The organism is Streptomyces cynarae (assembly GCF_025642135.1).
GTDB lineage: Bacteria > Actinomycetota > Actinomycetes > Streptomycetales > Streptomycetaceae > Streptomyces > Streptomyces cynarae.
Window position 1 is genome coordinate 1,548,777 of the sequence record NZ_CP106793.1, and the last position, 20,658, is coordinate 1,569,434.

Below are 20,658 nucleotides of genomic sequence, written 5' to 3' on the forward strand. Positions count from 1 at the left end.
GCACCCCGCCGACCGGACCGGTTCGGCGACGGCTGTGACCGGGGCGTTTTATGACGACGTTGTCATCACTCCGGGTGCCTCCCGTACGTCGACACGGGCGCCCCTTGTGTCAAGGGACGCCCGTGTCGCCGGCCCATGTCGAGGGCCGGTTCCGTCAGACCGCGGCGTTCAGATAGTGACCGCCGTCGAGGACGAGCGTCTGACCGGTGATCCAGTCGGACTGGTCCGAGGTCAGGAACGCGGCGGCGCCGCCGATGTCGGCGGGCACGCCGAGCCGGCCCAGGGGATAGGACGCGGCTGCCTCCTCCTCGCGGCCCTCGTACAGGGCCTGCGCGAACTTGGTCTTCACCACGGCCGGCGCGATGGTGTTGACCCGCACCCCGGGTGCGAACTCGTGCGCGAGCTGCAGGGTCAGGTTGATCATCGCGGCCTTGCTCATGCCGTACGCGCCGATGAACGGCGAGGCGTTCAGGCCCGCCACGGACGCGATGTTGACGATGGCGCCACCGTTGTCCTTCTGCCAGGCGTGCCAGGTCCTCTGGGCGAAGCCGAGCGCCGAGACGACGTTGGTCTCGAACACCTTGCGGGCCACGTTCAGGTCGAGGTCGGCGATGGGACCGAACACCGGGTTGGTCCCGGCGTTGTTGACCAGGAAGTCGACCCGGCCGAAGGCCTCCATGGTGCGTTCCACGGCGATGGCCTGGTGGTCCTCGTCGTGCGCCTTGCCGGCGACGGCGATGACGCGGTCGGCGCCGAGCTTCTCGACGGCCTCCTTCAGGGCCTCCTCGGTGCGTCCGGTGATGCAGACGCGGTCGCCGCGGGCGACGAACGCCTCGGCGATGCCGTAGCCGATGCCGCGGCTGGCGCCCGTGATGAGGGCGACCTTGCCGGAGAGTGCGGGCAGTTCAGTCATGTTGCGTGTCCCCCGGCCCTAGTCGAGCGGTCCGCCGGCGACGTACAGCACCTGGCCGGAGACGAATCCGGCGGCCTCGCCCGTGAAGAAGGCGATCGCGTTGGCGATGTCCTCGGGCTCGCCCACGCGCGCCACGGGGATCTGGGTGGCGGCCGCCGCCTTGAAGTCCTCGAAGCCCATGCCGACGCGGTCGGCGGTGGCCTTCGTCATCTCGGTGGCGATGAAGCCCGGAGCGACGGCGTTCGCGGTGATGCCGAACTTGCCGAGCTCCTTGGCCAGGGTCTTGGTGAAGCCCTGCAGACCGGCCTTGGCGGCGGAGTAGTTCACCTGGCCGCGGTTGCCGAGCGCGGAGGACGAGGAGAGGTTGACGATCCGGCCGAAGCCGGCGTCGACCATGTGCTTCTGGCAGGCCCGGGACATCAGGAAGGCGCCGCGCAGGTGGACGTTCATGACGGTGTCCCAGTCGGAGACGCTCATCTTGAACAGCAGGTTGTCGCGCAGCACGCCCGCGTTGTTGACGAGGATGGTCGGCGCGCCCAGTTCCTCGGCGATCCGCGCGACGGCCGCCTCGACCTGGGACTCGTCCGAGACGTCGCAGCCGACGGCGATGGCCTTGCCACCGGCGGCGGTGATCTTCTCGACGGTGTCCTTGCACGCGGCCTCGTCGAGATCGATCACCGCGACGGCACGGCCCTCGGCGGCCAGTCGTACGGCGGTGGCGGCGCCGATGCCGCGCGCGGCGCCGGTGACGACGGCGACCCGCTGATCGGTGGTGGACATTGATGGTTCTCCTCGCCCTTGGAAAGCCTGGAACACCTTTGGAACGTCTGCTGACAAGCGTCTGCGGCTCACGGTACGCCCTCGGTGAGCGACCGCTTAGTACCTTCAGCAGACGTGACGCTAGAAGCCCTGGCACCCGGTGTCAACGGCACACCCGGCGCGTGTGATCCATTACCTCACCAGGAGGCCCAGCAACCGCTCCGCCTCGGCCGCCGGGTCGGCGGTCAGCCCGGTGTGCACGGGCCCGGGCTGCACGACCGTGGAACGGGGCGCGATCAGCCAGCGGAAGCGACGCCCGGCGTCGTCGCTCGCCGCCTGCCCGGCCGCAGCGCCGCCCGCGCACACGCCCTCGACGGCAGTGAGCGCGGCCCGCACGCCCGCCACGTCCGCGTCCGGGTCGAGGGCCAGCAGTTTCCGCTCGTCGAGGTGCGTACGGGCGGCGACGAACGACTTGGCGCGGCAGTAGACCAGCACGCCCGCGTTGATGCACTCGCCGCGCTCGATCCGCGGTACGACCCGCAGCAGCGCGTACTCGAAGACGTCCCGCTCGCTCACTTGTCCCCCTGACGGGTCTGAAGGCCCTGGATGCGTTCGTGGATGACGGCGGCGCGGGCGAGCAGCGGCCGCGCGTAGGCCCGTCGCAGCTCGTCCGGGGTCTCGAAGCCGGGCTCGCCGGTCAGCCACTCGTCCGGGATGTGCGCGGTCACCTCGGCCAGCAGTTCCTCGGTGACGAGGGGCGCGAGGTCGGCGGCGGCACCCTTGACGTCCGGCGCGAAGGGGGCGAGGGCGTGGTCGGAGGCGTCGTAGGGGCGCGCGGCGGAGGTCTCGGCGCCGGGCCAGTTGTGGTGCCAGATCATGGTCGCGCCGTGGTCGATGAGCCACAGGTCGCCCTGCCTCATCAGCAGGTTGGGGTTGCGCCAGGAGCGGTCCACGTTGCCCACCAGCGCGTCGAACCAGACGATCCTCCCGGCCTCCTTCGGCTCGACCCGGAACGCGAGCGGGTCGAAGCCGATCGCGCCACTCAGGAAGGCCATGCCGAGATTGAGGCCGCCGCTCGCCTTGAGCAGCTCCTGCACCTCCTGGTCGGGCTCGCCGAGACCCAGCACCGGGTCGAGGCCGAGGGTCACCAGGCCGGGTACGCGCAGGCCGAGCCGGCGGGCGAGTTCGCCGCAGACGACCTCGGCGACGAGCGTCTTCCGGCCCTGCCCGGCGCCGGTGAACTTCATGACGTAGGTCCCGAGATCATCGGCTTCGACGAGCCCCGGCAGCGAACCGCCCTCACGCAGCGGCGTGATGTAGCGGGTCACTGTCAGTTCTGTAAGCATTTCCCCAGGCTATCGGGTCCAACGGACTGTTGATCACAGTGCGTTACGAGCATGCGTCGTGCCGACGCCGTGCCGTCTCCCGGGGTTCGGCCGTCGCGGCCGGCCGGCCCGGGGCAGGGTTGTCGTACGCGGAACGAGGGCCGCCGCGCATCGCCGAGGCGAGTGCCGAGACCAGGGCCATGCCCGCCGCGACGCTGAAGACGATGGTCAGCCCGTGGTGGAACGGCCCGGAGACCAGCTGCGGGAAGAAGGTGTGGCCGGTCAGGGTGGCGCGCTGGGCCGCGGAGAGGTGGGCGAGGGTGCCGCCGGAGGAGAGCAGGTGCTCGACGGGGTTGTTGCCGAGGAAAGTGGCGAACAGCGTGCTCACCGGTGGCAGCGACGCCGCGTGCCCTGCCGCGTCGGCGGGCACGCCGTGTGCCGTCAGTCCGCTCATGAGCGCTGCGGGCAGCGATGAGGCCAGACCGGAGATCATCAGGGAGAAGAACACGCCGATGGACAGGGCGGTCCCCGAGTTCTGGAAGGTGGAGCGCATGCCGGAGGCGACGCCCCGGTACTCCGGCGGCACGCTGCCCATGATCGAGGACGTGTTCGGCGAGGAGAACATGCCCTGGCCCAGTCCGTTGAGCAGCAGCAGTGCCGCGAACAGCCCGTAGTCGAAGTCGACCGGCAGGGTGAGCAGTCCGAGGAAGGAGCCCGCGACGACGACCAGGCCGACCGTGGAGAACACGCGGGCGCCGAACTTGTCCGAGAGGTAACCGGACAGGGGGCCCGCGATCAGGAAGCCCAGCGTCAGCGGCAGCATGAAGATGCCCGCCCACAGCGGGGTGTCCTCGAACGCGTAGCCGTGCAGGGGCAGCCATATGCCCTGCAACCAGATGATGAGCATGAACTGCAGCCCACCGCGCGCGATCGCGGTCAACAGCGCGGCCAGGTTGCCCGCGGCGAACGCCCGCACCTTGAACAGGGCCAGCTGGAACATGGGCTCGGCGACCCGCGTCTCGACGTAGCAGAAGAGCAGCAGCAGGGCCCCGCCCCCGATCAGCCCGGCCAGCACCCACGGGTTGCCCCAGCCGGTGGCGCTGGAACCGTAGGGCTGGATGCCGTACGTGATGCCGGCGAGCAGGATCCCGGCGCCGCCCGCGAACGTGATGTTGCCCAGCCAGTCGATGCGTCCGCGGCGGCCCGTCGCGGTCTCGCGCAGGCTCAGGTACGACCAGACCGTGCCGGCCACGCTGACCGGCACACTCACCCAGAACACCGCACGCCAGTCGACGGCGGCGAGCAGGCCGCCGGCGAGGAGCCCGAGGAACTGGCCGGCGAGCGCGGTGATCTGGTTGATGCCGAGGGCCGTTCCGCGCTGCCGGGCGGGAAAGGCGTCGGTGAGGATGGCGGCCGAGTTCGCGGTGAGCATGGAACCGCCGAACGCCTGCACGATGCGCCACAGGATCAGCCACAGAGCACCGGCCCCGGTCCGGAACGGATCGAGGGACAGCGCGATGGACGCGCAGGCGAAGACCAGGAAGCCGAGGTTGTAGATCCTGACGCGGCCGTACATGTCGCCGAGCCGGCCGAGGACGACGACGAGTACCGCGGACACCAGCAGATAGCCCAGGATCATCCAGAGCAGATAGCCGATGTTGCCCGGCGCCAGCGGGTCGAGTCCGATCCCACGGAAGATGGCGGGCAGCGAGATGATCACGATGGAGGCGTCCATCGTCGCGATCAGCACACCGAGCGTGGTGTTGGACAGCGCGACCCACTTGTAGCCGGGTCCCGCCGGGGCGTCACTCCGGCGCGCGGACCGCAGGGCGCGCAGCCCGGACGCGCCGGGCCCTTGCGCCTGGTCCCCGTTCCGGTCTCGGGTACGAGGGGCGCGCGCCATCACAGTTCCTCCGCGAGTCGATCGAGGAGCGGCAGCGCCGATGCGAGCGTCGCGCGTTCCTCCGCGGTGAACTCGTCCAGAACGACCGTCAGGCGCTGGACGGACTCGGAGCGCCGCTCCGCGAGCACGGCACGTCCCTCGTCGGTGACGGCCACGACGGCCCGCCGCCCGTCCTCCGCATCAGGCGCGCGACTGACGAGCCCGCGCTGTTCGAGAACGGCGAGCGTGCTCGCCATCGCCTGCGGACGTACGCGCTCCAGTTCAGCCAGGGATCCCGGGGAGTCGGGACCGTCGGCAGCGAGCCGCGCGAGCACCGACACACCGGAGAGCGTCACGTCCCCCACGGCGTGCGCCTGGCGCAGTCGCCGGGTGACACGGCCGACGGCGAGCCGAAGGTCGGACGCCAGTCGGGCGGTGTCGCTCGGACCACGGGTGTGCTCGCGACCTGCTTCCCCATCCACCTTCATAGTTACTAACACTAGGTTTAGCAGTTTCACCTGATCAACCAATTGTTAGTAATGGCGAACGGATCAGCTCGTGACCGATGCCGGTGCGGGGGTGCGCCGTGGCCGCAGGGACAGGACACGTTCGGCGTGATGTTCCTCGTGGAGGTCGATGCGCCGGGCGGCGAGCAGGTGGCGCAGGCTGATGATGCCCTCCACCCGGGGGCGCTCGTCCCGCGTGACGACGAGCAGACGGCTGACGTCGTGCTGGGCCATGCGGTTGGCCAGAGCCCGCAGGGTCTCGTCGGGGTGGGCGGTGACCGCCGGGACGGCGAGGTCGCCGACGGGCGTGCGGTCGGAGGGATCGGCATGGATCATCCGGCTGCGGGTCACGACGCCGGCGAGGTCGCCATGGGCGTCGAGCACGGGGTAGAGGCGCTGGGCGAGCAGCCGGTCGCAGTCGCCGGCGTCGTGCGCCGCCCGCAGCAGTGCGGTGATCTCGCCCGCGGCGCGGTCGCTGTCGAAGGTGACCGCGGCCGGGGTCTCCAGTTGGCGGACGAGGTGGACCTCGAGCGGGTCGACGGAGTACTCGCGGGTGAGGTGCAGTCCGCGCCGGGCGAGCTTCTCCGTCAGGACGGAGCGCTTGAGGAGGATGACCGAGAGCAGGTAGCCGGCCGACGCAGTGATCACCATGGGGATCAGGGCATTGATCTCGTGGGTGAGCTCCAGGCAGAAGACGATGCCGGTGAGCGGGGACCGCATCACGCCGCCGAGGACTCCCGCCAGTGAGACCAGGGCCCAGAAGCCGGGGCTGACGTGGGGGAAGACCAGGGCCTCGGCGGCCCCCAGGGCGCCGCCGACCATGAACATGGGGGCGAGCACGCCGCCGGAGGTGCCCGAGCCGAGGGACAGGCCCCAGATGAGGGTCTTGACGACGAGGACACCGACGATCAGGCCCACCGTGGCGTGTCCGGTGAGCAGCCGGCCGATGACGTCATAGCCGACGCCGAGGGCGCTCGGTTCAATCAGACCCCCCACGCCGATGATCGCCCCGCCGATGGCGGGCCACCACATCCAGTGGATGCGCAGGCGGGAGAAGAGGTCCTCGGAGAAGTAGACGAGGGCGGTCGCGCCCAGGGCGAGCAGTCCCGCCGCGGATCCGGCGACGACGCACAGGCCATAGGCGTAGGGGGAGATGTGGTCGGGCACGTGCGCGCCGCCGAAGAGGGGTGCGGTACCGAGCAGCGGTCGGCGGACCAGGGTGGCGGTCACCGCGGCGACGGCGACCGGCAGGTAGGAGCGGGGCCGCCATTCGAACAACAGCAGCTCGACGGCCAGCAGGATGGAGGCGAGAGGTGCGTTGAAGGTGGCGGCCATCCCCGCGGCGGAACCGGCGACGAGCAGTGCCTTGCGCTCGTCGGTGGTGACACGCAGGAACTGGGCCAGGAGGGAGCCGACGGCACCGCCGGTCATGATGATGGGGCCCTCGGCGCCGAAGGGCCCGCCGGTACCGATGGAAATGGCGGCCGACGTGGGCTTCAGGACGGCGACGCGGGGCTGCACCCGGCTGCCGCCCACCAGGATCGACTCGATCGCCTCGGGCATGCCGTGGCCCCGGATCTTCTCCGAGCCGTAACGGGCCATCAGACCGATGACCAGACCGCCGATCACGGGCATCACCAGCAGCAGCCATCGGTGCGCAGTGCCGGCTGGTACCGCGGTGCCGAAGCCGAACCGCCAACGGAAACTGAGATCGGTGATCAGCGCGATCAGCTTGAGCAGACCGGCGGCGACGAGGGCCGCGGCGGCGCCGACGGGCGCGGCCAGGGCGGTGATCAGCAGGACGCGGGTCTGTACCTGGAAATCGCCCAGATGCGGAATCTTCACGGCGGCATGGGGAGGCCGGTCATCGAGCGGTGGGGCGCTCGACCGGGATCTGGTGGATATGGACGCGGACATGGCACCTCCGGTGAAGGGGACGGCAGGGGCTTGCAGTGGCACGGCGGCCTGCTCGGCGGTTCCCGAGGCGTGCCGCCGGCGGGGCCCGGCGGGCACGGGAAGGGCGGGCACGGGAAGGGCGGGCGACGCTGCCCGCGAGGTCGCTGGCTCGGGGAACGAGGCGGACCCGAGCCGGGATCCGGCCCGCTCCGGCAGGGAAGACGGACGCGCCTCGTTGCGCGTCCGTCACCGGTGACGAGGCGGGGCGTCGCTCACCTCAGCGGAGGGCGGGCGGACACCACGCGGCCGGGGCGCAGGACGCGGATCGTGCGCCCCGCGCATACCCGGCAGGTGTTGTCCGTGAGCGGGGATGGCACCCTCGGACCGCCTGTGACGCGGTACTCGGCGCACCAGCGTCCATCGGCGTCCCGGACGTGCCGGATCTCGTACTCGCCCTCCCAGGCGTGCCCGCAGCGCAGGCACACGAACGAATAGGCTTCGTGTATCGGCTCGGTTTTCATGGTCATCACCCTTGCCGCCGTAACCGTCACGCCCGCCCGGCCGGTGTCGACGACTCTACCATTGCAGTCTGCAATGGTCACCAAGGGTGAGCGAGTGGGGCGGGCCGTCGAAGCGGAGACGGCGAAGCGAGGAGTCCATGGCTCAGCACGAGCACGGCGTGGAGCGACCCCTGGAGGATCCGGCACCCCCCGACGAGGGAGCGGACCGCGAGGCGGAACAGGTCACCCTGGCGGTCATGGCCGCCTCCCGGCTCATCGTCGCGCTGTCCGCCCGCGCCCTCGCCTCGGTCGACGTGTCCCTCACCCTGCCTCAATTGCGCTCGCTGGTAGCGCTGCACACCTGCGGCCCGATCAACCTGGCGGCCATGGCCGCCACCCTGGGCGTCAACTCCTCCACGGCCCTGCGCATGGTCGAGCGCCTCGAATCCCTCGGCCTCATCGACCGACGGGTCAACCCCGACAACCGCCGCCAGGTCGTCCTGCGGCTGACGTCCGCGGGCGGGGAGCTGGTCGACCGGGTCCTCAGCCACCGACGTGCGGAGATCCGCGCCCTGGTCGAGCGCCTGCCGGCACAGCAACGCGCCGGTCTGCTCCCGGCGCTGAGAGCACTGACCGCCGCCGCGGACGACCTGGGGCTGGACCTGATGGACGAAACCAGCCGCCTGGCCGGCCTCGTCGACAACCCGCTCAACCCCGCCCCATAGAGGCAGTCCCGGCGCAGGCCGGAGCGGCCGGAGGGGGTCGTCTGTCCATCTGACAGCGGAACGACAGGCGTGTTTTACGCCTGGCTCATCCCGGACAGGTCAGGATCTCGACGGGGTCTGAACGGTCGGTGCCCGCAGACCGTACCTCCGTACAGATTTACGGAACGTCCGTGGAAGGGAACGTCAGCATGACCAGCGAATCGCTTCAACCCGTCTCGGCGCCTGCCCGCCGTACCGTCATGGCGGCGGCCGGCGTGACGGGGCTCGCCGTCGCGCTGACCGCGTGCGGAGGCTCGGACGACAAGTCGTCGTCGAGCACGTCCGGTTCACAGGACAACAGCAACACCGCGAGCACCGCCACCACGGGCGGGGGCGGCTCCGCCGCGGCCGGTTCCGACGGCACGGCCCTGGCGAAGACCTCGGACATCCCCGAGGGCGGCGGCAAGGTCTTCGCCGACCAGGGCGTGGTGGTGACCCAGCCGTCGGCGGGCACGTTCAAGGCGTTCTCCTCCAAGTGCACCCACGCGGGTTGCGCGGTGAAGGACATCTCGAACGGTGTGATCAACTGCCCGTGCCACGGCAGCCAGTTCTCCGCGACCGACGGCAGCGTGAAGAAGGGCCCGGCGACCCAGCCCCTGCCCGCCGCGAAGATCACCGTCTCCGGCGACGAGATCAAGCTGGCCTGACCTCCGCTAATCGCCCACCGCCGGACGCGGTGGTGCGAGGCAGGTCAGCAGCTCGTCGGTGGTCGTGACGGTGGCGACCAGGGAGAGGGTGTTGCGGATCATCGCGGGGGTGTAGTCGGCGGGCACCCCCGCGATGGCGTCCGCGGGCACGACGGCTGTGTAGCCGCGGTTGACGGCGTCGAACACCGCGTTCGGGATCGCGACGTTGGCCGAGACGCCGGTGACGATCAGGGTGCGGCAGCCCAGGTTGCGCAGCAGTGCGTCGACCTCGGTGCCCGCGAGGGGCGACAGTCCGTGCAGCCGGCGGACGACGAGGTCCTCTTCCCGCACCTCGATGGGCGCGACGACCCGTACCGCCCTGGTGCCGGTCAGCTGCTGGACGGGCAGCCGTTCGGCCGCGTGGAACAAGCGGGCGTTGCGGCTGGCACCGCGGCCGTCCGGGCGGCGTTCGGCGATCGCGTGGATCACCTGTACCCCGCCCTCGTGGGCGGCGGCGACCAGCCGGGCGACGTTGGCGAGCACCCCCGAGGAGCACGCCTCGCGGGCCAGTTCGGGCAGCGCGCCGTCCGGGCCGAGGACACCGTGCTGGCACTCGACGGTGAGCAGCACCGTGGCCGGAAGGTCCAGGAGGTCTTTGAGGTGTTCGCGCGACGGCATGGCTCCCCCTGTCGTCGACGGTCCGAGGCGGCGAGGCTAACGACCATTGCGGACGGACGGAAGACCGCCCATTCTTTTCTGACGTGATGTCAGAGGATCTCTCTGACACGACGTGGGAGAAGGAGGGGGCCGCATGACCGTCACCACGCAGCGCCGGGGCCGGAAGATCATGATGACACCGGGTGAGCTGGACGAGTTCCTCGCCGGCCAGCGCACCTGCCGCGTGGCGACCGTGTCCGCCGACGGCGCTCCGCACGTCAGCGCCCTGTGGTACGTCTGGGACGGCACCTCGCTGTGGCTGTACTCGGTAGTGCGCAGCAAGCGCTGGGCGGATCTGCGCCGCGATCGACGGATCGCCGTCGTGGTGGACACGGGCGAGGAGTACGACCAGCTGCGGGGCGCCGAGCTGTCCGGCACGGCGGAGTTCGTCGGCGAGATACCGCGCACCGGGGAGCTGTGCGCGGAACTCGACGTGCCGGAGATGCTGTTCGCCCGAAAGAACTTCGGCCTGGAGGAGATGCCGCACGACGGCCGCCACGCCTGGATCCGGCTGACCCCGACGAAGATCGTCTCCTGGGACTTCCGCAAGCTGGGCGGGTAGGCTCCCCTACCCGCTCACCCGGGCCGTCACGGCCTCGCCTGCCGCGCGCAACGCCTCCACCGCCGCCCGGATCGAGGGGCGGCGGTCGGCGTCGGCCCGCCACACCACATAGACGTGCCGTCGCACCTGCTGCCGCACGGGCACGGTCACCACTCCCCCGGGCACCGGGTCGCGCCCGAGGCGCGGTGCGATGCACACCCCGAGCCCGGCGGCGACCAGCCCGAGCTGGGTGTGCGTCTCCCCGGCGCGGTGGCCGACACACGGTTCGATGCCCTTGGAACGCAGGGTGAACATGAGCCACTCATGGCAGAACTCGCCGTCGCCCCACGTGATCCACTCGTCCTCGGCGAACTCCTCCAGGCCGACCTCCGCCCGGTCCGCGAGCCGGTGTCCGGCCGGCATCGCCACATCCGCCGGATCGTCCAGGATCGCCGCCTTCACCAAGCCGTCCGGCAGCGGCATCGGCTTGTTGTACCAGTCGAGGACGACCGCGAGGTCCAGGTCGCCACGCACCACGCCGGCCACCCCGTCCTCGGGTTCCAGCTCGCTCGAGCGCAGCCGCAGCGCGGGATGGTCGGCGCGCAGCGCGGCCAGCGCGGTGGGGAAAAGTCCGCGGGCGGCCGTGGGGAAGGCCGACAGGCGCAGTTCACCCGCCACCTGTCCGCGCTGTGCCTCCAGGTCGGCCTGGGCGAGTTCGACCTGCGACAGGATCCGCGCCGCGTGCTCGGCGAGCAGCCGGCCCGCGTCCGTGAGCCGCACCCCGCGCCCGTTCCTGGCCAGCAGTTGCTGCCCCACCTCGCGCTCCAGTTTGGCCATCTGCTGCGAGACGGCCGAGGTGGTCACGTGCAGCCCCTCGGCGGCGCCGCTGACCGAGCCGTGCCGGGCGAGGGCGTCGAGGGTGCGTAGACGCTCCAGGTTCAACATGTAAGCAATACTACGAGATACCGAGTGCGAAATCTCGATTGTGCTACGAGATCGTCTGGGTCATCGTGGGGACCATGAGCACCGTCTCCACTCCCCGAACCGTCACCGCCCCCACCACCGCCCCTCGCCGCCGGGCCGCCCTCGACTGGCGGATCCGCTTCGGTGTCCTCTCGCTGATCTGGGGTTTCAGCTTCCTGTTCATCAAGGTCGGCACGGAGGCGTACGCCCCGTTCCAGGTCACGCTCGGCCGACTGGTCTTCGGCACGGCGGTGCTCGCCGTCGCCATGGCGGTCAAGCGCGAGCGCCTGCCGCGCTCCGCCCGCACCTGGGGACATCTGGCGGTCGCGGGGTTCCTCCTCAACGCGCTGCCGTTCTCACTCTTCGCCTACGCGGAACTGACGATCCCGTCGACGCTCGCCGGAATCTGCAACGCGACCTCGCCGCTGTGGGGCATGGCCCTGTCCCTGGTGGCGCTCTCGGAGGACCGGCCGACGCGGCGCCGGGTGACAGGGCTCGGCATCGGCTTCCTCGGCGTGCTGACGGTGCTCGGCGCCTGGCAGGGCTTCCACGGCCTGGACCTGACGGGCACGGCGCTGGCCCTGCTCGCCTCGCTGAGCTACCCGGTGGGCTGGATCTACGTCCGCCGCACCCTGGCCGGTTCCGCCCACTCCCACCTGTCGCTGACGGGCGGCCAGTTGCTGCTGGCCACACTGCAACTGGCCGTCGTCACTCCGGTCTTCACCACCCTGCCCACGCACGTCGCGGTCCTGCCCCTGCTGGCCATCGCCGCGCTGGGCGCGCTCGGCACGGGTGTGGCGATGCTGGTCCAGTACGGCCTGGTCGCCGAGGTCGGCCCCACGACGGCGCAGATGGTCACGTACTTCGTGCCGGTCGTCGCCATCGCGGCGGGCGTGGCGGTCCTCGGCGAGTCGCTGACCTGGTCGACACCGGTCGGCGCGCTGATCGTCCTGGCGGGAGCGGCACTGACCCAGTCCCGCCCGAAGGCTGAGACCGGGAACTAGGGCCTCTCGTTTGGATCACGCCGGGCTCGCGGGGCCTGGCACGCACTCCCCCACTGCCCTGACGGCGTGGGGCCCCCAGCGGCGTTGTCGTCACTCGTCGACTCCCCCACGCTCGAACACGCTCGCGCGGGGGGACCCCCGCCGCGTCGCCCGCCGCGGTAGCGGCTGCTGTCACAGCCTCCTCCGCCTTGCAGCTGCACGCTCCCCCACGCTCGAACACGCTCGCGCGGGGGCACCCCCATGGCCCCGCTCCCTGATCCCGCCTGAGCCAAACGAAAGACCCTGGGCCTGTCGGGGCACTAGACATAGCTCCGCCCCGGGCCCGGCCCCAGGGCGGAGGCGACCGCGTCCGCCAGGGGCCCGGTGTCGTCCGCGGTCAGGGTCGAGACGGTGATCCGCATGCCGGGCGGCGCGCTCAGCCGGAAGCGGGCGCCGGGCGCGACGGCCCAGCCGGCGTGCAGCAGCCGGGCCACCGCCCCGGTCTCGTCGGGCACCGGCACCCACACGTTCATGCCGCTGACGCCGTGGGCCGTGACACCGCGCTCGGCGAGCGCGTCGATCAGCGCGCAGCGGCGCCGCCCGTACTCCGCAGCGATCGCCCGTGCGTCCACCGCGCCGTCCGTCCACAGCCGGACCACCGCACGCTGCACGAGCAGGCTCACCCACCCGGGCCCGAGCCGCTGCCGCCCGCGTACCCGGTCAACGGTGACGGTGTCCCCGGTGAGCACCGCGAGTCGCAGGTCGGGGCCGTACGCCTTGGCGACCGAGCGGACTAGGGCCCAGTGCCGGGTGGCCCCGGCGAGGGGGTGGAGGGGCACGTCGACGATCCCGTGGCCGTGGTCGTCCTCGATCAGCAGGGCCCCCGGATGTTCCCGCAGCACGGCTCGCAGGGCACGCGCGCGGGGGGCGCTCACCGCGGCGCCGGTGGGGTTCTGCGCCCGGTCCGTGACGATGAGGGCACGAGCGCCGGCCTCCAGGGCCGCCCGTACGGCGTCGGGCAGCGGCCCCTCGTCGTCGACGCCGACAGGGACCGTGCGCAGTCCGAGCGCCGGCACCAGGTCGAGGGTCCTGCCCCAGCCGGGATCCTCGACGGCGACGGCGTCCCCGGTCTTCAGATGGGCGGCGAGCACCCGTTCGACGGCGTCGAGCGATCCGGAGACGACGGCGAGCGGGCCGTCCGGCACCCCGTCGGCGTCCAGCGCGGCCCGCGCGAGCCGCGTCAGCTCCGGTTCCACGGCGACGTCGCCGTACAGCACCGGTGCCCGATCGCCCTCGGCGGCGGCCGCCGCGAACGCCTCCGCGAGCGGGGGCAGCAGCGCCGGATCCGGGTTACCGCTCGACACGTCGCGTACACCTTCGGGCACGTCCACACGGATGTGGTCCCGGCCCGTCGTGGCCGGCGCGGGCCGTACCCGGCTGCCGCGGCGTCCGGCGGTCTCGATGACGCCGCGCTCCCGGAGGATGCGGTACGCGGCCGCGACGGTGTTGGGATTGACGCCCAGCTCGACGGCCAACTCCCGTTGCGGCGGGAGCAGTTCGCCCGGCTCCAGCTCGCCGGTACCGACCGCATGCTCGACGCCGGCCGCAATCTCCGCTGCGCGCCGCCCTGTGAACCGATATCCTTCTAGCACAAAGCAGATTATGCACTAGTGCAATGGAGGACGCACATGCAGGGGGCGCACATGCAGGGGAACCGACAGACGACACCGCGGCCCGCCGTCTACACCCCGACCGACCGCACCGTCCCCACGCGCTCCGCGGGCCGTGCGTCGTACGACAAGGAACTGGTGCACGCGATACTCGACGAGGGCTACGTCTGCCATCTCGGCTTCGTCCGCGACGGCGCCCCGGTCGTGCTGCCCACGCTGTACGGCCGGGTCGGCGAGCGGCTGTACGTCCACGGTTCGACCGGCTCGCGTCCGCTGCGGATGACCGGCCAGGCCGACCCCGGACTTCCGGTCTGCCTGACGGTGACGCACGTCGACGGCCTGGTCCTGGCCCGCTCGGCCTTCCACCACTCGATCAACTACCGCTCCGTGGTGGTGCACGGCATCGCCCACCAGGTCACGGACCCCGAGGAGAAGCGCACGGCCCTGGACGCGCTGGTCGACCACGTCGTGCCGGGCCGCTCACGCGACTCCCGGCCCGCCGACAAGAAGGAGCTGGCCGCCACCGCCGTGATCCGCCTCGACCTGGACGAGGTCTCCGCCAAGCTCCGCACCGGCGGCGTGAACGACGAGCCCGAGGACCTCTCTCTCCCCCACTGGGCCGGCGTCGTCCCGGTCCGCAGGGAGTACGGGACCCCGCTCCCGGACGCCGGCCTGGCACCCGGCACCGGCCTGCCGGACTACCTGGCGGCCCTGTGATGCTGATCCATCCCTGGGACGCGCCCCGCGACGACACCGAGTGGCAACGCTGGCTCGCCGCCCACGACTTCGGGCAGCTCGCCGTGAACGGATCACCGGGCGAGCCGCCTTACGTGCAGCCGCTGCACTTCGCGTACGACGCCGGGCGCGGCGAGGCCGTCACCCACCTCGCCCGTCCCAACCCACTCTGGACCGCTCTGGAGGCGAACCCGCGGGTACTGCTCAGCGTGGTCGACGACTATGTGTATGTGCCCGGCCCTTGGCAGGCCCCGGCCGACACCCCGTCCGAGCAGGGCGTACCCACGAGTTTCTACGCGGCCGTCCAGCTCCGGTGCATCGCCCATGTGGTGGACGACGCGGCCGGCAAGGCGGAGCTGCTGAACCGCCAGATGGGCCACTTCCAGCCGGAGGGCGGCTCCGCGCGGGCGGCGGCGGGCGAGGCGCCGTACGGCCGCATGCTGTCCGGGATCCGCGGTCTGCGACTCGAAGTGACCGATGTCCGGGCGAAGTTCAAGTACGCGAGCCACATGGCGGAAGAGGTGCAGGACCGGATCGTGGCGGGCCTCGAGGCTCGGGGCGGGGTGCGGGACGCGGCGGCCCGGGAGCACCAGTTGCGCAGGCGGGCAGTGTGGTCCCCGGACCGGTGAGGTGCCGGTGCGGGCTCCTGCACGGCTTCGAGGAACCCGCACCCCTCGGCCCCGTCACACCGGGACCGCTCCCTCCTCCGCCGCGCGCGCCTGCCGCGCCTCCGCGAGCGCGAGCCCCGCGACCGAGCCGAGCATCAGTGCGGTACCGGCGAGCGTGGCCGCCGTGAGCCGCTCACCGAGCAGGGCGATGGCCAGGACCGCCGCGCCGACCGGCTCGAGCAGCATGATCACGGACACGGTGGCGGACCGTACGACAGCCGCGCCCGCGAAGTAGAGGGCGTAGGCCAGTGCCGTGGGCACCGCCGCGATATACGCCAACAGCCCCACCAGCACGGCGGGGCGCGCGGCGTGCGGCAGCAGCCCCTCGTCCAGTGCGAACGGCAGCAGGCACAGACTGGTGACCGCGAACGCCGACACGGTCGTGGATGTCCCGTCGGCGGCGCCGCCGCGCCCCCACCACCGGGTGAGCAGCGTCATGACGCTGTAGCCGGCCGCCGACACGACCCCGAGCACCACACCCCACGGGCGTACGGTCGCGCCACCACCGCCGAGCACGAGCACCCCCAGCCCGGCGAGTGCCCCGGCGACGGCGGCCATCCCGCCGCCGCCGAGCCGCTCCCCCAGGGTGAGACGCGCGCCGAGGGCGATGAGGACGGGCCCGGCGCCGAGGGTGACGACGGTCGCCACCGCGAGCCCGGTGGCGGAGACGGCCGCGAAGTAGGCGGTCTGGAAGACGGCGAGCCCCAGCCCGGTGACACAGGCCCGCAGCGCCCTGCGGCCGAGCGGCCCGGGTGCGGCGGCGCGGGCGGCACGCGGGCGCATCAGGCGGGCGGCGACCAGCAGCGCGAGCCCGGACGCGCAGCGCCAGAAGGACAGGGCGACAGGGCCCATGTCACTGGCCCGGTAGACCAGGGATGCGGCCGCGCCCGCGGTACCCCAGGCGGTACCGGCGACGATCAGGTAGACAAGGCCTCGCCCGACGGGCAGGCCGGAAGCAGCATTCGACACGAGTCGTCTCCGCAGAGGTGCAGAAGTTCGGCAGGGGACCCGTCATGGGCCGGGTCCGTGGACTTCTTCTGCGGGCAGCACACCGCTGCGCCCGGCGGTTGGCCGGGCGCGATATCCGGAGGGCCCGCCTCAGGCGGCCGGAGGCGGAAGAACGAGTGCGCTCGAATGCATGATCCGTACCCTAGGCTGCGGCTTCGCGGGCCGACAACTCGCTTTCCTCACCGGCGCTCGCGACCGGCTCCGCGGAGCCCTGCGCGGGCGCCGAGGACTGGGCGATGAACGCGCCCACCAGAACCAGCGCACCGCCGACGATCTGCGGCGCAGAGAGGTGCTCGCCGAGCAGCACCCAGGCCAGCACGGTGGCGATGACCGCTTCGAGGCAGGCCACCACGCCCGCGACCTGGGGCGAGAGCCGGCGCACGGACAGCACGCCGGTGACATAGGCGAGGACCGTGGCGATCAGCACGATCCAGGCCAGGAGGAGGACGGCCGGGACACGCGTGCCGTTCATGTCCGCGGTGCCGGTGAGCACCTGCCAGTCCATGGTCCAGGGACGGGCCACGACGGTGAGCACGGCGGCCCCGACGAGCAGTCCGTACGCGATGACGCCGAACGGGTCGGGGGCCTGGTCGCCCGCCTCGGTGCCCTGGTCGGACAGGACGAAGTAGCCGACCTGGCAGCAGGCGGCGCCGAGCGCGAGCGTTATCCCGAGCGGGTCGAAGCCCAGCCCCGACCACACCTCGACGACGCAGGCGAGCCCGCCGACCGCGAGGACCACACCGACCGCCGCGGCACGCGTCACCGACCGCCGCTGCACGAAGCGCACCCAACCGAGGACGAGCGCGGGCGCCAGGTACTCGATGAGCAGGGCGACACCGACGGGTATCCGGGACAGCGCGGCAAAGTAGCAGGCCTGGACACCGGCGACGGCGAGCAGTCCGAACCCGGCGAGCAGGGCGGGGCGGCGGCGCAGCAGGGCACGGTGGCGTACGGCGAGCGGCAGCATCACGAGCGCCGCGCCCGTGACCCGCAGCCACACCACGTGGAGAGGGTCGAGCCCCGCCTGGATCAGCGGCTTGGCCGCGACACCCGATCCACCGAAGGCGACCGCCGACGCGAGCGCGAGCCCCAGCCCGACGCCTCTGCCACGGTTGCTCTGACTGCCCTGAGACGTATGCACCGGCACATGATGGCAGGAGACGACATGAGCGTCACCATCGATAGCTCCTGTCTCAGCGACTGGACGGAACCGCTCCCGCCGCCTCGATCCGGTCCGCCAGCACCCTCACGTCGACGCCCGCGCGGCCGAGAACCTCGACGGCGCGTGACTCGGGGTCCGCGACCATCGCCGCGAGCAGGTCGAGCCCGCGGGCGCATACGTCACCCCGCCCGGCAGCGCGCCCGTACGCCGCCCGGAGGGCGGTGGCCGCGGCGGGCGACCAGCCGTCCGGCTCCTCCAACACCGGCACCGCGCCCGAGTCCTCGACGGTGGTCTGCCAGCGCAGGCCGTAGCCGATGGCGCGCTGGACGAGGTAACCGAGCAGCCGGGCGACCTGCGGCCCGTCGAAGACGGCGCGCACCTCGGGGTCGGACTCCAGCAGCGTGTGCAGCAGATGGGCGGTGTCGATCCCCCGGTCCCCGTCACGCAGCGCCCTCCTGCGGGCGCCGGAAAGCACCGCTGCCAGCTCCGAGGTGACCCTGGCATCGAGGTGGGACTGGCGCGTGCCGCGTTCGGCGGCCGATCGCTGGACGTGACGGGGTGGCACGTCCACCACCCCATCAGTCCCAGCGGTCCGAGTCATCCTCGGCGGGCAGCATTTGTGCGTCCGACACAGGTTGGGCATGGCTGACCCGGCTCTCCTCCTTACGGATGACATCGCGCCCTTTCCGCTCAGGGGCCGCGCATCGCCCTGCCCGTGGCCGGTGCGGAACGGCGCCCGCTATTTCTGACTGTTCATCAGTATTGAATGTTGCAGACCCTGCCGCTACGTTCCGCGACACCACAGCTGCGCCCGGCGCAGCAGCCGACGCGAAGGGGTGGTCGCATGGCCGAAGTCAGCGCGGAAGCTCGCATCGAGGCCCCCGCCGAGAAGGTGTGGGCCGCGCTCACGGACTGGTCGGCGTACGGCGAGTGGAACGCGACCCACACCGGCTTTCCGAGGGGCGGTCCCGAAGCCCTCGCGGTGGGCGGGACCTTCGAGGAGAACATGAAGCTCATGGGCTTCCCGGCCGAGGTCACCTGGACCATCGACGAACTGCACCCGGGGCGCGTGCTGTCCATCCGCGGCAAGGGCCCGATGGCTGTGGACCTCGCCACCCGATACACGCTGACGCCCAACGGCGAGGCCACCTCGTTGCGCATCGACGGGGAGTTCACCGGCGCGGCGGTGTCCCTCATGGCAGGCAAGCTGAAGGACTCGGCGACGGCCGCGCTGAACGAGTCGCTGCGCAGGCTAGGCGCACTGGTGTCCTGACGGTAGGCACGCCGGCGTCAAGGCGCCCCGCGGACGCGGTGCCGCGGGGCGCCTCACCTCACCGCGTCGTCAGTGCTCGTCGGCGAGGATCAGGTACAGCTTCTTGCGGGCCTCGTTGATGACCGCGAGGGCCTTGTCGCGCTGGTCCTTGTCACCGGTCTTCCAGACCTGGCCGAACGCCTCCATCAGACCGACACCGGCCTGCCGGATCTCGTGCAGCGCCTCCCAGTCGACACCGCGCGAGGCCTCCTCCCAGGGGGCGTCCGGCCCCTCATCGGCCGCGGCGCGACCCGGCTCGGTGAGCGAGAAGAGCTTCTTGCCCCCCTCACTCTCACTGGTGATCAGACCCTCGTCCTCCAGCAGTTGGAGGGTCGGGTAGACCGAGCCCGGGCTGGGCTTCCACGCCCCGCCGCTGCGCTCGGCGATCTCCTGGATCATCTCGTAGCCGTGCATGGGCCGGTCCTTGAGCAGGGCCAGGATCGACGCGCGTACGTCACCGCGTCGCGCCCTGCCCCGCGGTCCGCCCCGGCCGCGCCCGCCCCACGGTCCGCCCGGGCCGAAGAAGCCCGGTCCGCCGAAGCCGGGGCCGCCGGGTCCGCCCGGCCCGAAGGGGCCGAAGGCTCCGCGCCGACCGTCGAAGCCGCCTTTCATGTGGCGCCCGGGACCGCCGTGGTGTCCCTGTCGCTCGTATCCGAAGTCCTGTCCATGGGAACGCATGGCAACCACTCCATTCCATCGTTGATCTGTCGCGATGTCTCAACGATATATCGGGACTGTTCGCATGACAAGGCCCTGCCGAAGCTCGCACAGAAACCGGGGTCCGGTGGGCGGACGGCCGACGGCGGACGCCGATACCAGTCCAGCCGCCCCGAATTGGCCTTGGCCCGCCCTGTCCATGGGCCTCTAGCGTCGGCCCATGCGGATTCGTATCGTCGACGCCTTCACCGACCGCCCCTTCGCCGGCAACCCGGCCGGTGTCCTCCTCCTCGACTCGTTCCCGGACGACGACTGGCTCCAGAACGTGGCCCGCGAGGTCAACCACGCCGAGACCGCCTTCGCGCACCGTCTGCCCGAGGGCGGCGAGGCCGACTGGGCGCTGCGCTGGTTCACCCCCACCACCGAGGTCGCCCTCTGCGGCCACGCGACCCTGGCCACCGCCCACGTCCTGCACACCACGGGCGCCCACGAGGGCCCCGTACGATTCGCCACCCGCAGCGGCGTCCTCCGCGCCGCGCCGCACGAGGACGGTTCGGTCACCCTGGACTTCCCCACCGCGCCGCTCACCCTCGTCGAGATCCCCGACGGCGTGGCCGAGGCCCTCGGCGCCCAGCCCCGCACCGCCGTCGACACCGGGCCGGGGGTCGGTGACCTGGTGCTCGAGCTCGCCGACGAGAAGACGGTCCTCGGCCTCACCCCGGATCTCCGGGCCCTCGCCCGCCACTCACAGCGCGGCGTCATCGCCACCGCTCGCGCCGAGGATCCCTCCCGCGGCTACGACTTCGTCTCGCGCTGCTTCTTCCCCAACGTCGGCATCGACGAGGACCCGGTCACCGGCAGCGCCCACACCGCCCTCGCCCCCTACTGGTCCGAGCGCCTCGGCCGCCCCGGCCTCACCGGGCTGCAGGCCTCCCCGCGCTCCGGCCGCGTCCGCACCGAACTCCGCGGCGACCGCACCCTGCTCACCGGCCACGCGGTCACCGTCATCGAGGGCGAACTGCTCGCATAACGGCACACCAGGGGCTCGCGACGCCCTCGTGCGCCCCTGTC

At 71.8% G+C, this 20,658-nt stretch carries 23 protein-coding genes; 8 read left to right on the forward strand and 15 right to left on the reverse strand.

The window, feature by feature from the left end:
- Positions 1–154: 154 nt before the first annotated feature.
- From N8I84_RS07345 to N8I84_RS07380, 8 genes are all read right to left on the reverse strand, one after another.
- Entirely contained in the window at positions 155–913 is a 759-nt protein-coding gene (locus N8I84_RS07345; RefSeq protein ID WP_263228798.1) for an SDR family oxidoreductase, read from the reverse strand.
- Positions 914–931: 18 nt separating this feature from the next.
- Positions 932–1,693 carry a 3-oxoacyl-ACP reductase FabG gene (fabG, locus tag N8I84_RS07350; RefSeq protein WP_200423513.1) on the reverse strand — a complete coding sequence of 254 codons (762 nt, stop codon included), beginning with the start codon at positions 1,691–1,693 and terminating at the stop codon, positions 932–934.
- A gap of 171 nt (positions 1,694–1,864) precedes the next feature.
- Entirely contained in the window at positions 1,865–2,248 is a 384-nt protein-coding gene (locus tag N8I84_RS07355; RefSeq protein ID WP_263228799.1) for a DUF3037 domain-containing protein, read from the reverse strand.
- Positions 2,245–3,018 carry a HipA family kinase gene (locus N8I84_RS07360; RefSeq protein WP_263228800.1) on the reverse strand — a complete coding sequence of 258 codons (774 nt, stop codon included), beginning with the start codon at positions 3,016–3,018 and terminating at the stop codon, positions 2,245–2,247. Before N8I84_RS07360 ends, N8I84_RS07355 begins: the two co-directional genes overlap by 4 nt.
- A 43-nt stretch (positions 3,019–3,061) precedes the next feature.
- A complete protein-coding gene (locus N8I84_RS07365) occupies positions 3,062–4,900 on the reverse strand; it encodes an MFS transporter (protein WP_263228801.1) in 1,839 nt (612 codons plus the stop codon).
- Positions 4,900–5,367, reverse strand: a complete 468-nt coding sequence (locus N8I84_RS07370; RefSeq protein WP_263228802.1) for a MarR family winged helix-turn-helix transcriptional regulator — start codon at positions 5,365–5,367, stop codon at positions 4,900–4,902. The genes N8I84_RS07365 and N8I84_RS07370 overlap by 1 nt, the downstream gene beginning before the upstream one ends.
- A gap of 63 nt (positions 5,368–5,430) precedes the next feature.
- A complete protein-coding gene (locus N8I84_RS07375; protein WP_263228803.1) occupies positions 5,431–7,230 on the reverse strand; it encodes a chloride channel protein in 1,800 nt (599 codons plus the stop codon).
- Between the two features lie 323 nt (positions 7,231–7,553).
- The gene (locus N8I84_RS07380) at positions 7,554–7,802 is read right to left on the reverse strand and encodes a hypothetical protein (RefSeq protein WP_263228804.1); all 249 of its coding nucleotides are present in this window, start codon (positions 7,800–7,802) and stop codon (positions 7,554–7,556) included.
- Positions 7,803–7,939: 137 nt separating this feature from the next.
- Here N8I84_RS07380 and N8I84_RS07385 point away from each other — a divergent pair, with 137 nt between their 5' ends.
- Positions 7,940–8,506, forward strand: coding sequence for a MarR family winged helix-turn-helix transcriptional regulator (locus N8I84_RS07385; RefSeq protein WP_390898865.1), 567 nt, complete (start codon positions 7,940–7,942; stop codon positions 8,504–8,506).
- Between the two features lie 188 nt (positions 8,507–8,694).
- Complete coding sequence (locus N8I84_RS07390) at positions 8,695–9,192, forward strand: Rieske (2Fe-2S) protein (protein WP_263228805.1); 498 nt, start codon at positions 8,695–8,697, stop codon at positions 9,190–9,192.
- Between the two features lie 6 nt (positions 9,193–9,198).
- Here the strand turns inward: N8I84_RS07390 and N8I84_RS07395 are convergent, their stop codons facing one another.
- Positions 9,199–9,849 carry a cysteine hydrolase gene (locus N8I84_RS07395; protein WP_263228806.1) on the reverse strand — a complete coding sequence of 217 codons (651 nt, stop codon included), beginning with the start codon at positions 9,847–9,849 and terminating at the stop codon, positions 9,199–9,201.
- Positions 9,850–9,982: 133 nt separating this feature from the next.
- On the opposite strand from N8I84_RS07395, the gene N8I84_RS07400 reads away from it, so the two are divergent.
- Entirely contained in the window at positions 9,983–10,450 is a 468-nt protein-coding gene (locus tag N8I84_RS07400; RefSeq protein WP_263228807.1) for a pyridoxamine 5'-phosphate oxidase family protein, read from the forward strand.
- 6 nt (positions 10,451–10,456) lie between these two features.
- Here N8I84_RS07400 and N8I84_RS07405 read toward each other — a convergent pair whose 3' ends face one another.
- The gene (locus N8I84_RS07405; RefSeq protein WP_263228808.1) at positions 10,457–11,374 is read right to left on the reverse strand and encodes a LysR family transcriptional regulator; all 918 of its coding nucleotides are present in this window, start codon (positions 11,372–11,374) and stop codon (positions 10,457–10,459) included.
- 74 nt (positions 11,375–11,448) lie between these two features.
- Between N8I84_RS07405 and N8I84_RS07410 the strand changes: the two genes are divergently transcribed.
- The gene (locus N8I84_RS07410) at positions 11,449–12,396 is read left to right on the forward strand and encodes a DMT family transporter (RefSeq protein WP_263228809.1); all 948 of its coding nucleotides are present in this window, start codon (positions 11,449–11,451) and stop codon (positions 12,394–12,396) included.
- A gap of 299 nt (positions 12,397–12,695) precedes the next feature.
- Here N8I84_RS07410 and N8I84_RS07415 read toward each other — a convergent pair whose 3' ends face one another.
- Complete coding sequence (locus N8I84_RS07415; protein ID WP_263228810.1) at positions 12,696–14,027, reverse strand: aminotransferase class I/II-fold pyridoxal phosphate-dependent enzyme; 1,332 nt, start codon at positions 14,025–14,027, stop codon at positions 12,696–12,698.
- Between the two features lie 51 nt (positions 14,028–14,078).
- On the opposite strand from N8I84_RS07415, the gene N8I84_RS07420 reads away from it, so the two are divergent.
- On the forward strand, positions 14,079–14,762 hold the full coding sequence (locus N8I84_RS07420) for a pyridoxamine 5'-phosphate oxidase family protein (protein WP_263228811.1): 684 nt from the start codon (positions 14,079–14,081) through the stop codon (positions 14,760–14,762).
- Positions 14,762–15,409 (forward strand): FMN-binding negative transcriptional regulator, encoded by a 648-nt coding sequence (locus N8I84_RS07425; protein WP_263228812.1) that lies wholly within the window; start codon positions 14,762–14,764, stop codon positions 15,407–15,409. The genes N8I84_RS07420 and N8I84_RS07425 overlap by 1 nt, the downstream gene beginning before the upstream one ends.
- 54 nt (positions 15,410–15,463) lie before the next feature.
- Here N8I84_RS07425 and N8I84_RS07430 read toward each other — a convergent pair whose 3' ends face one another.
- The 3 genes from N8I84_RS07430 to N8I84_RS07440 form a co-directional block, all read right to left on the reverse strand.
- Positions 15,464–16,417, reverse strand: coding sequence for a DMT family transporter (locus N8I84_RS07430; protein WP_263228813.1), 954 nt, complete (start codon positions 16,415–16,417; stop codon positions 15,464–15,466).
- Positions 16,418–16,598: 181 nt separating this feature from the next.
- Positions 16,599–17,603 (reverse strand): EamA family transporter, encoded by a 1,005-nt coding sequence (locus N8I84_RS07435; protein ID WP_263228814.1) that lies wholly within the window; start codon positions 17,601–17,603, stop codon positions 16,599–16,601.
- A gap of 46 nt (positions 17,604–17,649) precedes the next feature.
- Positions 17,650–18,192 carry a Clp protease N-terminal domain-containing protein gene (locus N8I84_RS07440; RefSeq protein ID WP_263228815.1) on the reverse strand — a complete coding sequence of 181 codons (543 nt, stop codon included), beginning with the start codon at positions 18,190–18,192 and terminating at the stop codon, positions 17,650–17,652.
- Positions 18,193–18,462: 270 nt separating this feature from the next.
- Between N8I84_RS07440 and N8I84_RS07445 the strand changes: the two genes are divergently transcribed.
- The gene (locus N8I84_RS07445) at positions 18,463–18,891 is read left to right on the forward strand and encodes a type II toxin-antitoxin system Rv0910 family toxin (protein ID WP_263228816.1); all 429 of its coding nucleotides are present in this window, start codon (positions 18,463–18,465) and stop codon (positions 18,889–18,891) included.
- 69 nt (positions 18,892–18,960) lie between these two features.
- Here the strand turns inward: N8I84_RS07445 and N8I84_RS07450 are convergent, their stop codons facing one another.
- On the reverse strand, positions 18,961–19,608 hold the full coding sequence (locus tag N8I84_RS07450; protein ID WP_263228817.1) for a PadR family transcriptional regulator: 648 nt from the start codon (positions 19,606–19,608) through the stop codon (positions 18,961–18,963).
- A gap of 199 nt (positions 19,609–19,807) precedes the next feature.
- Between N8I84_RS07450 and N8I84_RS07455 the strand changes: the two genes are divergently transcribed.
- Complete coding sequence (locus N8I84_RS07455) at positions 19,808–20,617, forward strand: PhzF family phenazine biosynthesis protein (protein WP_263228818.1); 810 nt, start codon at positions 19,808–19,810, stop codon at positions 20,615–20,617.
- Positions 20,618–20,658 lie beyond the last annotated feature (41 nt).

What these genes read in the sequence shown, in the direction of transcription:
- N8I84_RS07370 (WP_263228802.1), bottom strand. Translation starts at nt 5,367, where the DNA reads ATGAAGGTGGATGGGGAAGCAGGTCGCGAGCACACCCGTGGTCCGAGC.
- N8I84_RS07445 (WP_263228816.1), top strand. Translation starts at nt 18,463, where the DNA reads ATGGCCGAAGTCAGCGCGGAAGCTCGCATCGAGGCCCCCGCCGAGAAG.
- N8I84_RS07420 (WP_263228811.1), top strand. Translation starts at nt 14,079, where the DNA reads ATGCAGGGGAACCGACAGACGACACCGCGGCCCGCCGTCTACACCCCG.
- N8I84_RS07450 (WP_263228817.1), bottom strand. Translation starts at nt 19,608, where the DNA reads ATGCGTTCCCATGGACAGGACTTCGGATACGAGCGACAGGGACACCAC.
- N8I84_RS07365 (WP_263228801.1), bottom strand. Translation starts at nt 4,900, where the DNA reads ATGGCGCGCGCCCCTCGTACCCGAGACCGGAACGGGGACCAGGCGCAA.
- fabG (WP_200423513.1), bottom strand. Translation starts at nt 1,693, where the DNA reads ATGTCCACCACCGATCAGCGGGTCGCCGTCGTCACCGGCGCCGCGCGC.
- N8I84_RS07400 (WP_263228807.1), top strand. Translation starts at nt 9,983, where the DNA reads ATGACCGTCACCACGCAGCGCCGGGGCCGGAAGATCATGATGACACCG.
- N8I84_RS07425 (WP_263228812.1), top strand. Translation starts at nt 14,762, where the DNA reads ATGCTGATCCATCCCTGGGACGCGCCCCGCGACGACACCGAGTGGCAA.
- N8I84_RS07455 (WP_263228818.1), top strand. Translation starts at nt 19,808, where the DNA reads ATGCGGATTCGTATCGTCGACGCCTTCACCGACCGCCCCTTCGCCGGC.
- N8I84_RS07410 (WP_263228809.1), top strand. Translation starts at nt 11,449, where the DNA reads ATGAGCACCGTCTCCACTCCCCGAACCGTCACCGCCCCCACCACCGCC.
- N8I84_RS07405 (WP_263228808.1), bottom strand. Translation starts at nt 11,374, where the DNA reads ATGTTGAACCTGGAGCGTCTACGCACCCTCGACGCCCTCGCCCGGCAC.
- N8I84_RS07395 (WP_263228806.1), bottom strand. Translation starts at nt 9,849, where the DNA reads ATGCCGTCGCGCGAACACCTCAAAGACCTCCTGGACCTTCCGGCCACG.
- N8I84_RS07385 (WP_390898865.1), top strand. Translation starts at nt 7,940, where the DNA reads ATGGCTCAGCACGAGCACGGCGTGGAGCGACCCCTGGAGGATCCGGCA.
- N8I84_RS07345 (WP_263228798.1), bottom strand. Translation starts at nt 913, where the DNA reads ATGACTGAACTGCCCGCACTCTCCGGCAAGGTCGCCCTCATCACGGGC.
- N8I84_RS07380 (WP_263228804.1), bottom strand. Translation starts at nt 7,802, where the DNA reads ATGAAAACCGAGCCGATACACGAAGCCTATTCGTTCGTGTGCCTGCGC.
- N8I84_RS07360 (WP_263228800.1), bottom strand. Translation starts at nt 3,018, where the DNA reads ATGCTTACAGAACTGACAGTGACCCGCTACATCACGCCGCTGCGTGAG.
- N8I84_RS07390 (WP_263228805.1), top strand. Translation starts at nt 8,695, where the DNA reads ATGACCAGCGAATCGCTTCAACCCGTCTCGGCGCCTGCCCGCCGTACC.